Here is a 19,191-nt window from a genome sequence, read left to right as displayed (position 1 = left end):
ACGCCATGCGGTCGAGCGTCAAGGGCGCGTGCTGCGCCGGCGGCCTGCTGCGCGGAGGAACGAGCTCACAATCGAGCGCTGCCAGCGCGGGTGCAGATGATTCTCGATCTCATCGAACCGCATGATGACCTGGTTCCGCCTGCCAGGAGTCCGGCCAGAGATCGGGAGAGAGAATTCAACGCAAAGGCGCAAAGGCGCAAACGAAAGAACAATTGTCGTGCATTTTTGCGTCTTGGCGTCTTGGCGCCTTGGCGTTGAATTCTCTCCGCTGGCGAGGCGAGAAGGCTGGGGCCGCCGCCCTCACATCGCTGCTCCCGCGGCAGCGGACATCGCCTGTCCCGGCCCGCCAGGCGCGGCCGCGGCCACGGGCAGGAGCGGCACGCCGTCGCGGTAGATGACCACGTTCCCGAGCGCGGCCGGCACCCGCGGCCCCGGCGTGACGATGCCGACCAGGTTCAGCGGGTCGCACGCCGAGAGCTGCACGATCTCGCCGGACAGGGGCTCTCGCCGGACGGCGCGGAGCGCGTCGAGCGCCTCGGGCAGCGCGAAATGCTCGCCCACGAAGCCGGCGACGAGGTGCCCTCCCCGGAGCTGACCCGCCATCTCGAGCCGCCGGTAGACCCGGAGGAGGTCGCGCCACGCGGGCGGCCGCGGCTCGCGCGCAAGCAGCTCGCGACAGACCACGCCGTAGCGGCGGAGGTACTGGTGCGCGAGCGCCTCGACAGCGTCGGGGCCCTCGGCGCACTCGCCGGCAGCCGGCGCGATCGCGTCCGGGCGCGATCGCAGGAGCGACCACCTGCCCGACGCGACGGGGCCACCCCGCCGCGCCCCGCCGCGCAGGCGGCCCGCGCCCAGCGCGACGGCCGCGCCGCCGCCGAGCAGCGAGCGCAGCGCCGCGAAGCCGTCGCCGGTCACGAGCCCCGCGGCGACGAGCTCCCAGAGCGCCTCCTCGATCTCGTCCCGGGAGCGGCCCGCGCCGCCCACGCCGCCCACACCGACGGCGAGGTCGTCGAAGAACGACGCGCCCGCGCGCGTCAGGAACGACAGCACGCCCTGCGCCGCCTCGGAGAGCGACGCCGGCGGCGGCGCGCCCTCGGCCTCCCGCGGCGCGAGGAGCCACGGGAGATCGCGGCGCAGCGCCAGCGTGATCGGCGCCGCGCGCGTGGGCGCCGCCGCGTCGCGCGGGACCACGCGGCCCCACGCCACCTCGCCGGACAGGCAGAGCGCGTCGAGCAGCCCCTCGTCGTAGCCGGCCACGCGCGCGGGCAGCACCGCCTGCTCCCACGCGCCGGCGGCGAGCTCGAAGCCTTGCAGCTGCTCGATCACCCGCCCGAGGCCCCCCGGCCCGCGCGCCTGCGTGCCCGGCCGCACGCCTTGCCACGCAAGGAGGAACCGGAGGAGCTCCGACGCGGTCGCGGGCTCGATCGCCTTGCGCAGGCCGGTGACGGTGCGGCGGTGGATGCGGGCGAGGAGATGGCGGTCGCACCACTCGATCGACGGATCGCCGCCGCCCGCGGCGGCCTGCGCCGGATCGCCGCCGCCCGCGGCGGCCTGCGCCGGCCGCGACGGCGCGCTCGGCAGGAAGCGCCCGCGCAGCGCGCCGCCGGCGAGCTCGATCCGCGCGAGCGCGGACAGCGCCTCGTACGCAGGCACGTCGAGCCGCGACGCGAGATCCTGGGTGGAGATCGGCCCCGCGGCGCTCAGAAAGCCGCGGACGAGCGCCGTGATAGCGGCGCCGCGATCGACCGTCCCGGCGGCCCCGCGCACGGCGGGCGGCACCGCGACGTCGGGCGCAAACACCGCCTCCGGCCAGATCACCTCGACCAGCGGCCGCCGCTCGGTCGCCACCCAGCGCGGCGCGCGCGGCACGCCCGCGCCCGGAGCGGCGCCCACCTCGGCCGCGCGCCCCGCGGCGCAGAGCGCCTCGAAGTGCCTCGCGAGGCCGCTCCGGATCCCCTCCTCCGCGGGGAGTGCGACCCGGTCGAGCAGGAGCTCGTGCAGCTCGTCCGCGTCGCGCACGTCCGGCCGCGCCTCGGCGACCACCTCGGCGACGACCTGCGGGTCAAGCCCGCCCAGCCGCTCGGCGACCTCCGCCGGGAGCCCGCGCCGCACCCGGACCGCCCTCGCGCGGCGCTCCTCCAGCGGGGCGTCGTCGAGGAACGCGTAGGGGTTCGCGTTCAGGATCTCGTGCGAGAAGACGCTCGGCTCCGGCGTGTCGAGCGCGACGACGCGGATCGCCCCGCTGCGCAGGCCGACGAGCAGCGCGCGCAGCCCCTCGACATCCATCAGCTCGGTCAGGCAGTCGCGCAGCGCCTCGCGGACGAGCGGGTGATCCGGCGGATCGACGTGCGCGAAGAGCCCGTGGTTGTCCTGACAGCCCTGCTGCTCGGGGAAGATCGAGAGCAGGAGGTCGTCGGCGCGCATGCGCTGGAGCGCCGGAGGCACCCGCCGGCCCCCGCGGAACCGGAGCAGCGCGAGCGCGCGGGACGCGGCCCAGCGGAAGCGCGTGCGGAACATCGGGCCCTGGAGAGCGGCCTGGACGAGCACCTCCTCGAGGCCCTCGGGGCGGACCAGATCGAGCACCTCGTCGATCGGGAGCCCGTGCTCCGCCGACAGCGAGAGCATCACGCCGTCGTCGGTCGCCGCCGCCTGGAGCTCGAAGTCGAACGAGCGGCAGAAGCGCTTGCGCAGCGCGAGCCCGAGCGCGCGGTTCACGCGGCCGCCGAGCGGCGTATGGACGACGATCTGCTGCCCCCCGGCCTCATCGAAGAAGCGCTCGACCACGACGGTCGCGCCGCCCGGGACCGCGCCGAGCGCCGCGCGCCCCGCCTCGATGTAGTCGCGCACGAGCAGCGCCCCCCGCACGTCGAGCGCGCACGCCTCCATGAGCCAGCGCGCCGCCCGGGACCACGCCGCCCGCGCCTCCTCGCCGCCCTGGCCCCGCTCGGCCGCCGGCCGCGCGCCCTCGGCCCGCTCCTCGTCGAGGCGCGCCGCGACCTCGGCGCGGAGCGCGGCGACCTCGGCCGAGAGCTCCGGCGTGCGCGCCGGCGCCTCTCCGAGCCAGAACGGCACCGTCGGCGCGGCGCCGTGGGCGTCCTCGACCCACATCTGGCCGCCCTCCAGCCGGAGCACCCGCCAGGAGGTGTTGCCCAGCAGGAAGACGTCGCCCCCGGACGACTCGATCGCGAAATCCTCGTCGAGCGTGCCGACCTTGGTGCCGTCGGGCTGGAGCACCACGTCGACGGCCGCGATGTCGGGGATCGCCCCGCCCGAGGTGAGCGCCGCGAGCCGCGCGCCGCGCCGCCCGCGCAGCCGGCCGCCGATCGCGTCGCGGTAGACGAGCGACCCGGCCCGCTGCCGCGCGCCACGGGCCGCGGACGCGCCGTCGTCCGCCGCGGCGGCGCCGCCCGAGACCATGGCCACCACCGCGTCGAAGTCGCGGCGCGAGAGGCCTTCGTAAGGCGCGGCCCGGCGGACGAGCGCGTAGAGCCCCTCCTCGTCCCGATCCTCGCACGCGCACGCGGCGATGATCTGCTGCGCGAGCACGTCGAGCGGCCCCTCGCGCGACGTCATCCGATCGAGCTCGCCGCGGCGCGCGGCGCGCACGATCGCCGCGCACTCGACGAGCTGGTCGCGCGTCAGCGGGAAGAGCCGCCCGCGCGGCGTCGCGGCGAGGGCGTGGCCCGAGCGACCGATGCGCTGGAGGGCGACGTTGATCGACCGCGGCGAGCCGACGAGGCAGGCGAGGTCGACCGCGCCGACGTCGATGCCGAGCTCGAGCGACGCGGTCGCGACGACGACCCGGAGCTCCCCGGCCTTGAGGCGCCGCTCCGCCGAGAGGCGCCGGGCCCGCGAGAGGCTGCCGTGGTGGGCCGCCACGACGTCCTCGCCGAGCCGCGCGCCGAGCGCGTGCGCGACCCGCTCGACGAGGCGGCGCGTGTTGACGAACACCAGCGTCGATCGCGCTCCCTCCGTGAGCGCCGCGATGCGGTCGTAGATCTCGGTCCACTGCTCGTGCGTACAGACCGCGCCGAGCTCGTCGCGGGGCACCTCGATGGCGAGATCGAGGTCCCGCCGCTGCCCGACGTCGACGATCTGGGGCAGCTCGCGCGCGCCGGCGACGAGCCGGGCGGCGATCTCGATGGGGCGGACCGTGGCGCTGAGCCCCACGCGCTGCGGCCGGGCGCCGCCCTGGCCGACCACGAGGTCCTCGAGCCGCTCGAGCGAGAGCGCGAGGTGGGCGCCGCGCTTGTCGCCGGCGATCGCGTGGACCTCGTCGAGGATCACCGTGCGCACCCCGGAGAGCGCGCGCCGCCCCGACGCGCTGGTCAGCAGGATGAACGCGGACTCCGGCGTGGTGACGAGCACGTGCGGCGGCCGGGCCGCCATGGCGCGCCGCTCCTGCGCGGGGCTGTCGCCTGTCCGCACGAGCGCACGGATGCCCGGCGCGGGCAGGCCCGCCGCCTCCATGGCCGCCGAGATCTCGGCGATCGGCTGCTCGAGGTTGCGGTGGACGTCGTGGGAGAGCGCCTTCAGCGGCGAGATGTAAAGGACGTCCGTGCGGTCCTCGAGGGCGCCACGCGCCGCGTCGCGGACGAGCCGGTCGAGGCAGAAGAGGAAGGCCGCGAGCGTCTTGCCGGCGCCGGTCGGCGCGCTGATCAGCGCGTCGCGGCCGGCCGCGATGACCGGCCAGGCGCGCTCCTGCGCGGGGGCGGGGGCGCCGAAGCGGTCACGAAACCACCGGTCGACGACGGGGTGAAACATCCCATCGAGGGTAGCCGGCCGGAGGGAGAGGCGAAAGCGAGAGGGGCGGCGGTTGGCGTGGGGGAGCGGCGCCGGGCGAAGGCTTGCGGCGACCTGGGCGAGCGCTCGACGAAAGAAATCGACAGATGCCTGTCGGGTTCTCTTCTGGCCTTCCGGATGAAGGGGTGAAGCGCGCGGAGGGCGGGGTGAGACGCCCCCCGAGACCGCACATGCTGCCGGAGCGAGGCTCACAGAGGCCTCTCTCCAGCCCCGAGAGGAGAGCCCCGATGTCTACCCCCCGTGCGCCTGGACGGCGACGCGAAGGCGGCCATTCACCTCGACGTGAAGCGCTCGGACATCGATATCAAGCTCGAGGGGAGCCGGGGCCCGCTCGATTTCGACCGCAGGTCGCTCAACAAGACCATCAACGCGCTGCTGGACGCCGTTTCAGCGCGCCGTCTTCGACGCGAAGTCCGGTCAGACCTGGTCAGAGTGGGAGTTGCGATCATGGCCATCGAACGTTGGGGCGAGTGGGCACTTGCCTTCAAAGGCGTTTACCCCCCTACCCACGGCAAAGGCGTTTGGTTCCCTACCCTACCGTGCCGAATCTCCCCGAGCTCTGACGCGCGGCTGCGTCACACGCGCCGCTGGCTGCCGTTCTGCCAGGCGATGAGCGCGAACCAGACCATCATCAAGATCGACGCCGGCGCCAGCACCGTCGGGGGCAAGAAGGGCGAGACGAAGCTGTAGGCGAAGAGCCAGGCGCCGGCGGGGACGCCGACGAGCTTCACCGGCAGCGAGGCGGCGCGCGACGCCGTCACGATCCAGATGCCGGCGAAGATGTGGGCGCCGAGCCGCACCGGATCGGCGACGGCGTGGGGCACGTCGTTGAGCGCCATCACGCCGGTGGTCACGTCGAGGAACAGCCAGCCGTAGCCGGCCATCCGCGCCCACTCCGGCGCGCGCAGGCTCGGGACCAGCGCGAAGACCGCGAGGTGGAAGGCGAGCCCCGGGTACTCGGGCCACCGCGCGCCGGGGGCGACGGCGAAGCTGACCATCACGGGGGCGAAGCACAAGAACGCGGCGCTGGCGGCGACGCGCGGCGAGCATGGGGCGGCGGACGATTCCTTCATTGCGTGGCTCCTCGCTATCGAGCGCGAGCATGCGGTCCGACCGCGGCGTCGTCTTGGGCTTCCTTGCGCCAACGTTGGCGCGCGACCGCCAGCGTCGTTCTCGGGCGTTCGTGCGCGAACTTCGGAGAGCGCGACCGCTGGCGTCGGTTTACGCTCGGTGGATGCCTAGAGACGCTGCGCCCGTGCGCACCGAGCTGCGCGCCTACGCCGACGTGCCCGGGGTGCGCTCGCTGCTCGTCGACGCCGACGAGCGGCTGTGGTGCGCGGTGAAGGAGACGTACGCGGTGGCGCTGATCCATCGCGGGCGCGCGGAGTTCTGGTCGCGCCGCGGCGGCGTGGCCAGCGCGCCGGGTGACCTGCACTTCGACGCGCCGGGCAGCGTGCACAAAGATCTGCGGCGCGACGGGCCGGCGCGCTTCCAGATCGTGACGTTCGACGTGGCGCTGGTGCGCGAGCAGGCCGAGCGCCGCGGCCTGCGGCCGAGCCTCTCGCTACGGGTGCCGCTGCTCGAGCGGCGCCATCCCGATCGCCGACCGTTGCTCGCCCTCCACCGTGCGTACCGCGGGCGGCCCGATCCGCTCACGCGGCAGGTCGTCGTGGCCGAGGCGCTCGACGCGCTGGTGCGCCAGCTCGACGGCGCCGATGCGCGGCCACACGCCGGCGTGGCGCGCGGCCGCCTCGGGCGCGCCGTCGAGCTCATCCACGCGCGCCTTGGCGAGGCCCTCTCGCTCGACGAGCTGGCGGCGGCGGCCGGGCTCGATCGCTACCAGCTGTGCCGTGCGTTTCGTGCCGAGCACGGGATCCCGCCGTACACCTACGTGCTGCGCATGCGCGTGGCGCGCGCTTACGCGTGGCTGGCGGCGGGCAGGCCGGTGAGCGAGGTGGCGAGCGCGCTCGGCTTCTGCGATCAGAGCCAGCTGCACGGCCATTTCCGGGGCGCCTTCGGGATCACGCCCGGCGCCTTCGCCCGCGCCGCCCGCCGTGGCCACGCGCCGCTCGCGCCGCTCGCGGTGGTCGAGCGATAGGCCACGCGCCGCGCCCGAAAAGTTACCGCCACACGTGCGGCGCCGCGCCGTCAGCGCCCGCCGCGGCCTCGCCGGGCCGCCCGATCCGCCTCTTCCTCGCCGAGCTCCTCCGAGTCGGCCTCGCCCGCGTCGAGCGGCGCGATCCGCGACCTCTTCGACGCGACCTCGACCGGCGCCGGCGGCGGCGCGCTCCCGCGGATCTCCTTCGCGATCCGCGAGAGCACCGTCGCGACCCCCTCCTCGACGGCGTGCCCGAAATCCTCCGCGCTCTGCTCGAGGCGCTCCTTGCGCTCGAGGCGCTCGGCCTCGCGCTGCTCCTTCAGCCGCCGGTGCTGCTCTTTCCGCGCCTGCGCGGCGCTGCGCTCGAGCTCCCCGCGGATCTGCGGCGGGGACACGTCGCTGGAGAGCGCGCCGAGCGCGTGGAAGGCGAGCCCCAGGCCCCACCCGAGCAGCGGCCAGAAGAACCACCACGGCCCGTCCGTGAGCGCGTTCACCGCGAAGAGGAACGCGTTCACGAGGAGGTACGAGAACAGGTGCGAGCGGAACTCCTTGCGCCGGCGCGCGAGGATGGCCACGCGCGCCTCCTCCTCGCCCTGGACATGCTCGATGCCGCGCGACGCGGCCTCGATCGCGGCCCGGGAGATGCCGATCTCCTCGGCCGCCGCGACCAGCTCGTCATGGCTCACGCCGCGCGTCTGCGCGTCCCGGAGGGCGCGCTCCAGGATGGCCCGCACCTCGGCCTCGGTGTACTGCCGCCCGCTCTGCTTGCCCGGTTTCGTCATCGCTCTCCTCGCGACCGCGCGGAGCATACGCTTGACCGCGTGCGGCCGCGCCGCTTCCATGAGCGGAAGGACCCCATGAGCAGCGAAACCGCCTCACAACGCGTGGGGACCACGATCCGCAACAAGTGGACGCTGGAGCGGCTGCTCGGCGCCGGCGGCATGGCCGCCGTGTACGTCGGCGTCCACCGGATCGGCCGCCGGGACGCGCTCAAGATCCTGCACCCGCAGGCCGCGAAATCGAAGGAGATCTGCGACCGGTTCGAGCGCGAGGCCCAGGCCGCGAACCGCTTCCGCCACCCGGGCGCCGTCGAGATCCGCGACATCGATGTCGCCGAGGACGGGGCGCCTTTCCTGGTGATGGAGCTCCTCGAGGGCGAGTCGCTCGCCGAGCGCGAGCGCCGCCTCGGCGGCCTCCAGCTGGCGGAGGTGCTCCGCTTCACAGCGCAGGTGCTCGACACGCTCGCCGCGGCGCACGCGCAGGGGATCATCCACCGCGACATCAAGCCGCCCAACCTGTACGTCGTCGGCGACGGCGCAGCGGACTCGCCCGCGCACGGCGGCGTCCCGCGCATCAAGGTCCTCGATTTCGGGCTCGCGCGGATCCGCCAGGACTCCAGCCTCCAGGGGGAGCTCACGCGGATGGGCCTGGTGCTCGGCACGACGCCCTACATGCCGCCGGAGCAGGCGAAGGGCCGCGACATCGACACCCGCGCCGACCTCTTCGCGGTCGGCGCCACCATGTTCCGGCTGATCGCCGGCCGCCATGTCCACGAGGCGAGCACCGATTTCGACCTCCTGCTGAAGATGGGCAGGGAGCCGGCGCCGCCGCTCGCGCAGCGCGCGCCGCACGCGCCGCGCGACGTGTGCCTCGTCGTCGATCGCGCGCTCGCCTTCGACCGCGACCAGCGCTACCCCGACGCGCGCCAGATGCTGGAGGACGTGCGCGCCCTCCTGCGCAGCGAGCCGCCGCCGCGCGCGTCGCGGTTCGCGCATGCGCTCGCTCCGGACGCGATCACGCTGCGAGAGCAGCCGTCGCCCCGGGGCGCCACGGATGAGAGCGGGCCCGCCACGATCCCGGTGCACCCCGCGAGCGTCTCGACCGCTGTCGAGGGCATCACGGGCATCACCGTCGACTGGAGCGACGAGCCGCCCGTGAGCGGCGCCTCCATCACCAAGGAGTGGGTGCGCCCCGAGGCCGCGAAGGAGGACTCGATCGCCGTCGACTGGAGCGACGAGCCGCTGGACGGGGGCGCGCCCGCCTCGCGCCCGGCGCGACGCTGACCGGACGGCGGGCGGATCCATCCGTCGGGGCGAAAGCGCCGCTGCCGCCCGAGCAAGACGGGAGCCGCTCGGCTAGGATGCGCCGGCCATGCTCGGCGAAGCGAAGCGGATCTACCTGGCCACGCGGAAGAAGCACGATCAGCTCTTCAACACCTACCTGATGCGCCCGCTCGCCGGCGGCGTGGTCGCGCTCCTCGCCCGGACCGCGATCACGCCGAACCAGGTGACGCTGCTCAACCTCGCCGTGTTCGTCGTCGCGGCGGCGCTGCTCGTCGCGCTGCCCACGGCGGCGGGGGGCCTCGTCGCCGTCGCCGTGCTCGAGCTGAGCTACCTGCTCGACTGCGCCGACGGGATGCTGGCGCGCCACAAGCAGCTCGCGTCGAAGGAGGGCCACCTCTTCGACTTCTTCACGGACGAGCTCAAGGCGGTGCTCCTCTCGGGCGCCCTCTCGATGCGCCTCTTCAGCGCCGGCGGCCTCGGGCTGGACGGCGGCCGCTGGCCCGGCGGAGACCCGCGCTTCCTGCTCGCCGGCGTCGTCGGGGTCGCGGTGATCGCCTCGGCGATCTCGCTCACGAACTTCGTCCGCCGCCCGGAGATCAGCGGCAAGGAGACCTCGGTCTCCGCCTATTACGAGACCGCCACGGAGGAGCGGCCCCGGTCGCCCGCCGCCCGGGCGGCGGGGCTCGTGATGACGTTCCTGCGCTTCCTGAACCACTACCCGAGCCACATCTGGGCGTTCGCGCTCGCGGACCGGCTCGACGTGTTCTTCTGGGTGTATGTGCTGATCAACCTCCTCTACCTGGCGAAGGGCTGGCTCGGGCTGCTGCTCAGGTTCGGACGGTCGTAGCCCCTCATCGCCCCCACCGTGGGGCCATGTCACAGGGAGAAGGCGTCGAGACGACCCACCCTGCGTTCCTGTGTGCGATGACCGAACAGCGTGATCTGCCCCGACGGACTGGTGGAGATCCTGGGCCCGGTTGAGGTATGAACGCGCGATGGAGATCCAAGATCTTTCCGACTTCATGCGCGCCGACCCTCGCTTCGCCACCCGCCGCAAATGGCTGATCCTGAGCGAGACCGTGTACACGCCCACGGGTGAGAAGGTGGAAGAAGGGTTCCGCTACTTCACCTGCCCGATCGGAGCGCTCACCGCCGCCCTGGAGAGGCGGGACTTCGCCGCCATCGCGAAGCTCCCCTTCGCCCTGGATGGGGAGGGCGAGCCGGACACCTCCGCGGTGCGCCTGGATCTCGCCTATACCGCGTCCGGTGCGCTCGCCGCCTTCCAGCCCGTGGAGTATCGCGACCACGCGCCCACGTGCGTGTCGGCGCCCCTGGTCCTCGAGCGCGCCGAGGCCCAGGCGCTCCGCGACATCCTGCGAGAGCTCGACCAGTCCGCCTAGCACGACAGCCGCGGTGAGAGGGCAGCACCTCTGGCACGCACGCAGCCGGGTGCTGCTCCGCTGCTCGCCCAGCGCGGCCATGCTGGCGGCCGCTCCTTGCAAGCTCCCTAGAGGCTCGATTAAAGCGCCTCGATGCGGAGATCCCTTCCCTGGCTGGCTTGCTTCACGCTCGGCCTCGGGCCGGTCGGCTGCGGCACAGAGGGCGATGACATGACCCCGGCCACACCGTCGGAGTACAAGCACCCTTTGCCGGAAGGCGCGAGCATCTGTGGGCGAGCCGACTTCGAGGAGATGTTCCCTTTCTCCCTTCGATCCTCGACCCTCCCCGTGCTCGTGCACCATTACAAGGCGGAAGAGCGCGACACCGCGCGCCAGGTCCTCGCGTTCGTCGAGGAGGGCTGGGACTATCATGTGCGCCAGATCGGCATGCGCCCGCCCATCGGCGATGGCGGAGAGTGCGGGCCGGACGACGCGCTCGATGTGTTCGTGTGGAGAGGCCACCGCAGCTGCCTCGTCGACGTCCTCGGAGGCGAGCCGTCGACCTCATGGGACGACCGGCACCCCTACATGATCGTCGATCCGTGGGGGCCTTATGGCGGCGCCGCTCTCGAGGAGACCGTGGTGCACGAGATGGCGCACGCCTCGCAGGCCGCGGACGACTGGAGCGAGAGCCCCGTCGTCTTCGAGATGTCGGCGACGTTCCTCGACCAGGTCCGCGCGGATCGCTATGCGGGCGAGGGCCTGGCCGACTTTCAGAGGCACCCGGAATGGGCGATCGACCACAACGACCATTACGAGACATGGTCGATGTACGGCGCCTCCATGGTGCTGCTCTACCTCAAAGATCGGTTCTTCGACGGCGATCCGCGGTTCGTCTCGCGCATGTGGCTCGGGTCGCGCGACGCCCCCGCCGCAGGCGACGGCGCGCAGCCCAACGAGCCTGACTTCGTCGATGCGCTCGATGCGATGCTCCGAGAGGCGGCGGGCATGAGCTATGTCGAGGCCGTCCCCGAGCTCGCGCGCTGGCGCTGGTACACCGGCGATCACATCGACGACCGCCATTTCCGGCACTTCGCGGGCGGCCTTCAGCACCTCGCGGCGGCGAAGCTCTCGCTGGCGGCCCAGATCGAGGCCAGGCCGGGCAGGATCGACGTCCGCGAGCGCGCGCCGATGTTGCTCGGCACCAGCTATATCGAGCTCTCGGCAGGAGCGGACACGCCGCGATCGCTCCGGGTGTCGCTCGAGGCGCCCGGCGACGCGAGGCGCCGCTTCGTCGTCCAGGCCGTCTCCGGTCTGACGCCAGACTCGGACGGCGAGATCCTGGACCTGTCGTCCGGCTCCGCGGCGCTGAAGCTCGCGGCGGACGGGAAACGAACGCTCGTGGTGACCGCGCTGCCCACCGGGGCCTACGATCCCGACGCGAGAGGTGAAGAGCGGTATCCGTTCACCCTGATCGTGCGCGACGGCGCGGCCGCCGATCCCGGCGTGGCGGCGCAGCGAGGGCGGCTCTCGGCGCCCGATCCGAGGTGAGGCGCCGAGAGCCCACCTCCAGCCGACCGCCGAAAACTGGCCCTCCTACCCCTCCTGTGCACTAGGGTCGGCGCGCCATGGACACGCCGCCTCGAACGCGCGCCGCAGCCACGCCCGCGGCGAGCCGCCATGCGCTCGCGCTCCTCGCGCTCGCCGCCTCCCTCTCGGCCTGTGGCCGCTCCGGGAGCGCCGCCGACGCGCCCATCGAGCTCCCCGGCGCCGCCGGAAGCCAGAAGGCCCAGGGCGCCTCCGCCGCCGCCCTCGCCTCCCCCGCGGCCCTCGCCTCCCCCGCCCCGGCCGAGGACGAGCCGCCGCCCGGCCTGCCCGAGGGCCCGCCCATCGTCTCGCTCGGCGGCGTCGCCACCCCGCCGGCGCCGGTCCCCGAGGGCCGCCCGCGGCTCGCCAGCACCTCGATGCTCACCCGCGTCCTTGCGCGGCCCAGCGCCGACGCGAAGCCCGTCGGCTTCCTGCGCGCCGGCGCGGTCGTGGAGATGGATCCCGAGCCCGCCGGCACGTCCGGCTGCCCCGGGGGCTTCCGCAAGATCAAGCCGTTCGGCTACGTGTGCGTCGGCCCCGATGCGACGCTCGACCTCGACGACGAGATCGTCCGCGCCACGGCCCGCCGCCCCGACGTCACCCACAAGCTCCCGTACATGTACGGGACCGTCACGCGCGGCGGCCCGGCCTACGCGCGCATCCCGACCGAGGACGATGTCGCGCGCTTCGAGCCGAGCCTCAAGAAGCACCTCGATCGCTGGGCCAAGGACGAGGAGAGCGGCGCCACCTACGGCCTCGACGTCTGGCTCAAATGGAGCGCAGAGCCCGCCCCGCCCGCGCTCGACGCGCTCGCGCAGCGCATCACCGATCGCCAGATCCCCTGGTACCTGCGCGACGGCCGGCGCGCCCCCAACCTCTCCGGCCTCATCAAGGCCGCTGACGCCGTGAAGATCGACGAGGTCTCGCGGCGCAACGGGATGGCCTTCCTCGAGTCGTTCCTCCACGAGGGCCGGCGCTACAACGTCACCACCGATCTGCGCGTCGTCCCGGCCGACAGGTTCCGCCCCATCCGCGGCTCCGAGTTCCACGGCGTCGAGATCGGCAAGGACATCGACTTCCCGTTCGCGCTCGTGCGCCGCGCCGGGGGCAAGCGATGGCGCGTCGAGGGCAAGAAGCTCGTCGACGGCGGAGAGCTCGAGTGGCGCTCCGCCGTGCCCCTCACCGGCAAACAGCAGTTCTTCGGCGGCAAGCTGCACTACGAGACGAAGGACGGCGACTGGGTCGACGACCGCCACGCCGGCCGCATCGACCCTGCCAAGAAGATGCCTGCCTGGGGCAAGAACGGCGAGAAGTGGCTCGACGTCAACATCACGAAGCAGGTGCTCGTCGCCTACGAGGGAACGAAGCCCGTCTACGCGACGCTGATCTCGAGCGGCGAGGCGGGGCTCGAGGACCACGAGTCCAGCACCGCGACCAAGCGCGGGATCTTCCGTATCCACACGAAGTTCGTCACGAGCACCATGGACTCGGACACCGTCGGTGAGGAGTTCGAGCTGCGCGACGTGCCTTACGTGCAGTACTTCGAGGAGGGGTATGCGCTGCACGGCGCGTACTGGCACGACAAGTTCGGCCGGCCCAAGAGCCACGGCTGCATCAACCTGTCTCCAGAGGACGCCCGCCGCCTGTTCTTCTGGACCGAGCCGGCCGTCCCGCCGGGATGGCACGGCGCAGCGCGCTCGCTGACCGGCACCGTGGTGTTCGTCCACCCCTGAGCCGCGCGGCGCCACGGCGCCACGACCGCCAGGCGCCCGGCAGCCCCTCGGCTCGGGCAGGGCAAGGGCAGCACGAACGCTCGGCGCGCGCTCGCACGCGAGAGGAGCGGGACAGATCGATCGGAGGCCACACTCCGTGCGACTGCCGGCTCGAACGGCGCCGGGGTCGTGGTAGCGTCCCGCCCATGCAGCTTGCCGTCGTGGGAACAGGGTATGTCGGCCTCGTCGCCGGCGCGGGGTTCGCGGATTTCGGGAATGACGTGGCGTGCGTCGACGTGTCCGCTGCCAAGATCGAGATGCTGAAGCGCGGAGAGGTGCCGATCTACGAGCCCGGCCTCGACGTGCTGATCGCGAAGAACACCCGCGACGGCAGGCTCCGGTTCTCCACCGACGTCGCCGGCGCCATCCGCGACGCCGAGATCGTCTTCATCGCCGTCGGTACGCCCCAGGCGGACGACGGCTCCGCCGACCTCTCCGCCGTCGAGGCCGTCGGCGAGACGATCGGCAAGAACCTGAACAATTTCAAGGTGATCGCCACGAAGAGCACGGTCCCCGTCGGCACGGCGGACCGGCTCCGGCAGATCATCGGCGCGAACGCTACCCAGCCGTTCGCTGTCGCGTCGAACCCGGAGTTCCTCAAGGAGGGTGACGCGGTCAACGACTTCATGAAGCCCGATCGCGTGATCATCGGCTCGGACGACCCGAAGGCCCGCGAGATCCTGCGCCACCTCTACAACCCGTTCGTGCGGGCGAGCGACCGCATCCAGCTCATGGACGCGCGCTCGGCCGAGCTCACCAAGTACGCCGCCAACGCGCTGCTCGCGTCGCGCATCTCGTTCATGAACGACCTGGCCGTGCTCGCGGAGAAGGTCGGCGCGGACATCGAGCTCGTGCGCAAGGGCGTCGGGGCCGACCCGCGCATCGGCACGAAGTTCCTGTTCGCCGGCCCGGGGTTCGGCGGGTCGTGCTTCCCCAAGGACCTCTCGGCCATCCTCTACACCGCGGGCTCCGTCGGGCACGATCTGGAGATCGTCCGGGCGACCGAGCGGATCAACGCGCGGCAGAAGCGGCTGCTCGCCAGCAAGGTGAGCGCCCACTTCGACGGCGCCCTGAAGGGGAAGACGATCGCGGTCTGGGGGCTCGCGTTCAAGCCGCAGACGGACGACATCCGCGAGGCGCCGGCGCTCACGCTCATCGACGCGCTGCTCGAGGCGGGCGCGACGGTCCAGGCGCACGACCCGCAGGCGATGCCGAACGTGCGGGCCATCTACGGGAACCGCATCCTCCTGAGCGACGGCATGTACGGCGCGGCCGAGGGCGCGGACGCGCTGGTCGTCGTCACCGAGTGGCACGAGTACCGGCGCCCGGACTTCCACCGGCTGAAGCGCATCCTGAGCTCTCCGGCGCTCTTCGACGGGCGCAACATCTGGGAGCCGGACGAGCTCCGCGGCATGGGGTTCGTCTACACGGGCATCGGCAGGAAGTAGCGCGCGAAGCCGCCGTTGGCGCGGCGTGGCACGCCGCCGACGTGGCGCGCCGCGCCCCTCAGGCGTCGTCGTGGTCTGGCGGCGGCGCCTGGCGGCGGGTGCTCGGCGCCTCCTCCCCGACATACCGCGGCAAGCTCACGGGCGTGTGGTTGCGGTTGCCCGATAGCTCCTCGCCGAGGTGCCGCGTCCCGTTCGCGGGCGTGTGCCGCCGGCTGCTCGGCGGCTCCTCGCCGAGGTGGCGCCCGGCCATCGGCGTCGGCATCGACATCCGCCGGCTGCTCGGCGGCTCCTCGCCGGTGTGCCGGTCCCAGCGCCGCTCGAGCATCTTCCGATCGACGCCGATGAGGCGCGCCGCGGCCGCCTTGTTGCCGCCGCAGCTCTCGATCGCGTGGTGCAGGACGGCGCGCTCGATCACGCGGAGCTTCGATCCCAGCCGCTCGGGCAGCGCAAGCAGGGCGCGCGCCAGCCGGTCGATCTCCGCGGTGGCGTCCACGACCGGCCGCTCGCGCGCGAGCTCCTCGAGCGTGGGGACGTCGATGAGATCGTCGTCCGCGAGCAGCCCCAGCCGCTCGACCACGTTCCGGAGCTCACGCACGTTGCCGGGCCAGGGCCGCCGGACCAGCCACGCGATCGCGTCGTCGGTGTAACGCAGCTTGCGCGGGAGCTCCGCGCTGAACGCGAGCAGGAGCTCGATGAGATCGGCGTCGCGCTCGGCCAGCGACGGGACGTGCACCGTGACGACGTTGAGCCGGTAGAAGAGGTCCTCCCGGAAGCGCCCCTCGCTGATGCGCTTCTCCAGGTCGACGTGGGTCGCGGCGAGGACGCGGGCGCGCAGCGGGATCTCCGACTCGGCGCCGAGGGGGCGGAAGCGGCGATCCTCGACGACGCGCAGGAGCTTCGCCTGGAGCTCGCCGGGCATCTCGGCGATCTCGTCGAGCAGGATGGTGCCCGCGCCCGCGAGCTCGAGCTGGCCGCGCATGCGCTTCTCGGCGCCGGTGAAGGCGCCGCGCTCGTGCCCGAAGATGAGCGACTCGATGAGCGTCCCCGGCAGCGCCGAGCAGTTGACCGCGACGAACGGCTCGCCGCGGCGCGAGCTCATCTCGTGCAGCGCGCGGGCGACCATCTCCTTGCCGCTGCCGGTCTCGCCGCGGATGAGCACCGTCTTGCTCGACTCGGCGACCCGCTCGATGATCCGGCGGACGCGCTCCATCCCCCCGGACGAGCCGATGAGCGCCTTCGTGCCGAACGTGCGGTCGACCCGCTCGCGGAGCCGCACCACCTCGCCCTTCAGGAGCAGCCGCTCGCGCTGCCCCTCGATGATCGGCAGGAGCATCTCCGGGCAGAGCTCGTCCTTCAGCACGTAGTCCTGCGCGCCGAGCCGCATGGCCTCCCGGATCTCGGAGAGCTCGCTGACCGACGTGACCATCAGCGCCGGCGTGCTCCGCCCCGAGGCCCGCACCCGCCGCAGGATCTCCAGGCCGCCGCGGTCGCGCGGATCGTCCGACAGGCGCACGTCGAGGAGCAGGAGGTCCGGCGCGCTCCGCTCGACGACCGTCATCGCGTCGTCCAGGCCGACCGCCTCTAGCACCTCGACCTCGTCGAGCGCGGCCAGGATCTGCCGCAGCGTGCGGCGGCCGCTCCGCTGATCATCGACGATCAGGATCTTCACGCGACCTCGTCCTCCGCGGTCATGGAGACGTCTGCGGCGGGGATCGAGATCACGAACCGCGTCGTGCCGTCGCGCCGCTCCGGCTCGATCAACCACCCGTGGGCCCGGACGATGCGGTGCGTGATGGCGAGCCCGAGCCCGGTCCCGCGGGGCTTCGTCGTGTACCAGGGCGCGAAGAGGCGCGACGCGTCCCCCGAGATGCCGGGCCCCGTGTCCCACACGACGAGCTCGGCGCCGCTCTCGGTGGTCTCCCAGACGACCCCGATCGTCCCCTTGTCGCCGGCCGCGTCGAGGCCGTTCGAGAGGAGGTTGACGAGCACCTGCGTGGCCTGATCGGGATCGCAGCGGAGCCTCGATCCAGCGCTCACGCGCGCCTCGATCCGCCGCTTGCCGAGCTGATCGCGCAGGAGCATCTCCGCCCGGCTGACGAGCTCCTCGACCGCGAGGCGGCGGCGCTCGAGCTTCCTGTGCGTCACCCGGCGCAGCCCCATCACGAGGCGCTCGAGGCGCTCGACCTCCTCGCAGCCGATGTCGACCTCCTCGGCGTCCAGGCTCTGGTTCTTCGATCCGCGCTTGAACACGGAGCGGAAGAAGTTGATCGGGTAACGCACCTCGTGGGTGATCTCGGCCGCGAGCGTCTCGATGAGCGCCGCGCGCTCGTCGCGCCACGCGGCGGCCTGCTCCCGCCGCCGCCGCTCCAGCTCCGCGTAGCTGTGGGCGTGCGCCATGGCGAGCGCGGCCTGGTTGCCGATCGTGCGGAGCAGGTCGAGATCCTCGCTGGTGAACAGGGCGCCGCCGCGCTTCTTGCCCACCTCGAGGACGCCGAGCAGCCGGCCGCGGAACATGACGGTCAGCGAGAGCTCGCTCGCGCTCGCGCTCGTCGTGGAGGGCTCGACCTCGATGACCCGCTCGCCGCTCGACTCGTCCGCCGTCGGCGCCGGCTCGCCGGGCGCGGCGCCGGCGCTGCCCGCGCCGTCGGCCGCGTCGACCGCGATGCGGCGGAAGGTGACGCGCTCGCAGGAGAGCCAGCGCGCCACCGTGCGCTCGACCGCGAAGGCGACCTCGTCGGGATCGGCGACGAGCGTCAGCTCCTCGCTGAGCTGCTCGACGGTGGGCTTGTACTCCGCGCGCGCCGGGAAGAGCTTCCGATCGCCGGCGCCGAGCGCGAACACGACGAGCGCCGCGCTGACGACGGCGGCCGGCGCCGCGACCTTGATCGCGCCGAGCAGCGGGAGGCCGGCGTAGCCCGCGCACGCGGAGCAGAGGATCACCGTGAGCGCGACCATCATGCAGGCGATGATGACGCGCGTGAGCGGGCGCGACAGGAGCGCGCGGCTCCCCCAGAGGTCGTAGCGGATGAACGCGACGACGCTCGAGACGGGCGTGAGGGCGAGCGCGGGGATCGCGAACCACGCGAGCGTCGACGCCGGGGCGCCGAGCATGGCGAGCATGAAGCCGAGGGCGATCACCACGTGCGGCGGCGCCATCGCGACGAGCAGCGCGCGCAGGGTGCGGCGGCGATCGCCCTCCGCCGCGGCGAAGCGGAGGATCAGCGTGATCGCGAAGAAGAAGAACGACGCCACGAACAGGATCGCGCAGACGCTCCGGAGCGCGACGGTGGTCCAGCCCATGGCGTGCGAGGCGAGCAGGGCGGCGGCGAGCAGGCCGCCGAGCCCGTGCGCGATCCGCGCGAAGACGGGGTAGCGCGCGATGAGCGGGACGTCGTCCGGCAGCCGCAGCGCCAGCGTGAAGAAGCTCATCGGGACGAGCGCGTAGGCGACGTGGAAGAACGGGACGAGGTGGCGCGAGCTGTGGTAGTCGAACAGCGCGAACTGGAAGAGCGCGGCGAACAGCGCGGCGCTCGCGAAGGCGCGGGCGAGCTTGCCGTGGGGGCTCGCGCAGAGGGCGATGAGCGCGGCGCCCACGTAGAGCGAGGCGACGACCATCAGCCCGCCGGCGTAGAACCACCAGGCGAGCGCGTCGAAGGGGACGAGGGAGAGCTCGACGTCGCGCAGCCCCTCCGCCGTCTCGACGCGGGCGTGCACCGAGCGGCGCCCCTCGTGCGCCGCCCGCTCGACCGCGGCGTCCCAGGCGCCGGCGCGGTAGCGCCCCGCGGTGCTCTCGAGGCGCCAGCCGTCGACCTCGACGACGCGATCCGGGTACCGGAGGCCCTTCTGGAAGCCCTCCCAGGACGGCAGGCCCACGCTCGAGACCACGCCGTCCGGATCGACGAGCACGCCGGGGAACGGGCGCTCGTACCAGCCCAGAGCGCTCCTCATCCCCGAGCCGCCCAGCACGAGCGCCGCGAGGACGACCACCGCGAGGAGCCAACGGCGATTCTCGATAGCTGGCATCGGGAGAGCCGACGGCGC

General features: G+C 73.1%; 12 protein-coding genes. 7 read left to right on the top strand and 5 right to left on the bottom strand.

Annotated elements, in window-relative coordinates; translation table 11 throughout:
* Window positions 1-300 precede the first annotated feature (300 nt).
* Window positions 301-4,764, bottom strand: a complete 4,464-nt coding sequence (locus WME97_RS15395) for a DEAD/DEAH box helicase (RefSeq protein WP_437552663.1) — start codon at window positions 4,762-4,764, stop codon at window positions 301-303.
* 614 nt (window positions 4,765-5,378) lie between these two features.
* Window positions 5,379-5,876, bottom strand: a complete 498-nt coding sequence (locus tag WME97_RS15390; protein ID WP_437552662.1) for a hypothetical protein — start codon at window positions 5,874-5,876, stop codon at window positions 5,379-5,381.
* A gap of 161 nt (window positions 5,877-6,037) precedes the next feature.
* Here WME97_RS15390 and WME97_RS15385 point away from each other — a divergent pair, with 161 nt between their 5' ends.
* A complete protein-coding gene (locus WME97_RS15385) occupies window positions 6,038-6,901 on the top strand; it encodes a helix-turn-helix domain-containing protein (protein ID WP_437552661.1) in 864 nt (287 codons plus the stop codon).
* A 50-nt stretch (window positions 6,902-6,951) separates the two neighbouring features.
* Here WME97_RS15385 and WME97_RS15380 read toward each other — a convergent pair whose 3' ends face one another.
* A complete protein-coding gene (locus tag WME97_RS15380) occupies window positions 6,952-7,683 on the bottom strand; it encodes a 2TM domain-containing protein (protein ID WP_437552660.1) in 732 nt (243 codons plus the stop codon).
* A gap of 75 nt (window positions 7,684-7,758) precedes the next feature.
* Between WME97_RS15380 and WME97_RS15375 the strand changes: the two genes are divergently transcribed.
* The 6 genes from WME97_RS15375 (at window position 7,759) to WME97_RS15350 (ending at window position 15,150) form a co-directional block, all read left to right on the top strand.
* The gene (locus WME97_RS15375) at window positions 7,759-8,964 is read left to right on the top strand and encodes a serine/threonine-protein kinase (protein ID WP_437552659.1); all 1,206 of its coding nucleotides are present in this window, start codon (window positions 7,759-7,761) and stop codon (window positions 8,962-8,964) included.
* Window positions 8,965-9,052: 88 nt separating this feature from the next.
* A complete protein-coding gene (locus tag WME97_RS15370) occupies window positions 9,053-9,811 on the top strand; it encodes a CDP-alcohol phosphatidyltransferase family protein (RefSeq protein WP_437552657.1) in 759 nt (252 codons plus the stop codon).
* A gap of 148 nt (window positions 9,812-9,959) precedes the next feature.
* Window positions 9,960-10,364: a hypothetical protein gene (locus tag WME97_RS15365; RefSeq protein ID WP_437299832.1), complete on the top strand. Its 405-nt coding sequence runs from the start codon at window positions 9,960-9,962 to the stop codon at window positions 10,362-10,364.
* A gap of 132 nt (window positions 10,365-10,496) precedes the next feature.
* Window positions 10,497-11,894, top strand: a complete 1,398-nt coding sequence (locus tag WME97_RS15360) for a hypothetical protein (protein ID WP_437552655.1) — start codon at window positions 10,497-10,499, stop codon at window positions 11,892-11,894.
* A 77-nt stretch (window positions 11,895-11,971) separates the two neighbouring features.
* Complete coding sequence (locus tag WME97_RS15355) at window positions 11,972-13,663, top strand: L,D-transpeptidase (RefSeq protein WP_437552653.1); 1,692 nt, start codon at window positions 11,972-11,974, stop codon at window positions 13,661-13,663.
* A 185-nt stretch (window positions 13,664-13,848) separates the two neighbouring features.
* Window positions 13,849-15,150: a UDP-glucose dehydrogenase family protein gene (locus WME97_RS15350; protein WP_437552652.1), complete on the top strand. Its 1,302-nt coding sequence runs from the start codon at window positions 13,849-13,851 to the stop codon at window positions 15,148-15,150.
* A gap of 58 nt (window positions 15,151-15,208) precedes the next feature.
* Here the strand turns inward: WME97_RS15350 and WME97_RS15345 are convergent, their stop codons facing one another.
* Both WME97_RS15345 and WME97_RS15340 read right to left on the bottom strand, forming a co-directional pair.
* On the bottom strand, window positions 15,209-16,819 hold the full coding sequence (locus WME97_RS15345) for a sigma-54-dependent transcriptional regulator (protein WP_437552651.1): 1,611 nt from the start codon (window positions 16,817-16,819) through the stop codon (window positions 15,209-15,211).
* Window positions 16,816-19,173 (bottom strand): ATP-binding protein, encoded by a 2,358-nt coding sequence (locus WME97_RS15340; RefSeq protein WP_437552650.1) that lies wholly within the window; start codon window positions 19,171-19,173, stop codon window positions 16,816-16,818. Before WME97_RS15340 ends, WME97_RS15345 begins: the two co-directional genes overlap by 4 nt.
* Between the last annotated feature and the right edge of the window lie 18 nt (window positions 19,174-19,191).

The sequence above is a fragment of the Sorangium sp. So ce367 genome (assembly GCF_051520455.1).
Classification (GTDB): Bacteria; Myxococcota_A; Polyangia; order Polyangiales; family Polyangiaceae; genus Sorangium; species Sorangium cellulosum_B.
Note: the sequence above shows the minus strand (reverse complement) of the source record. Positions and strands in the feature narration are given on the sequence as shown.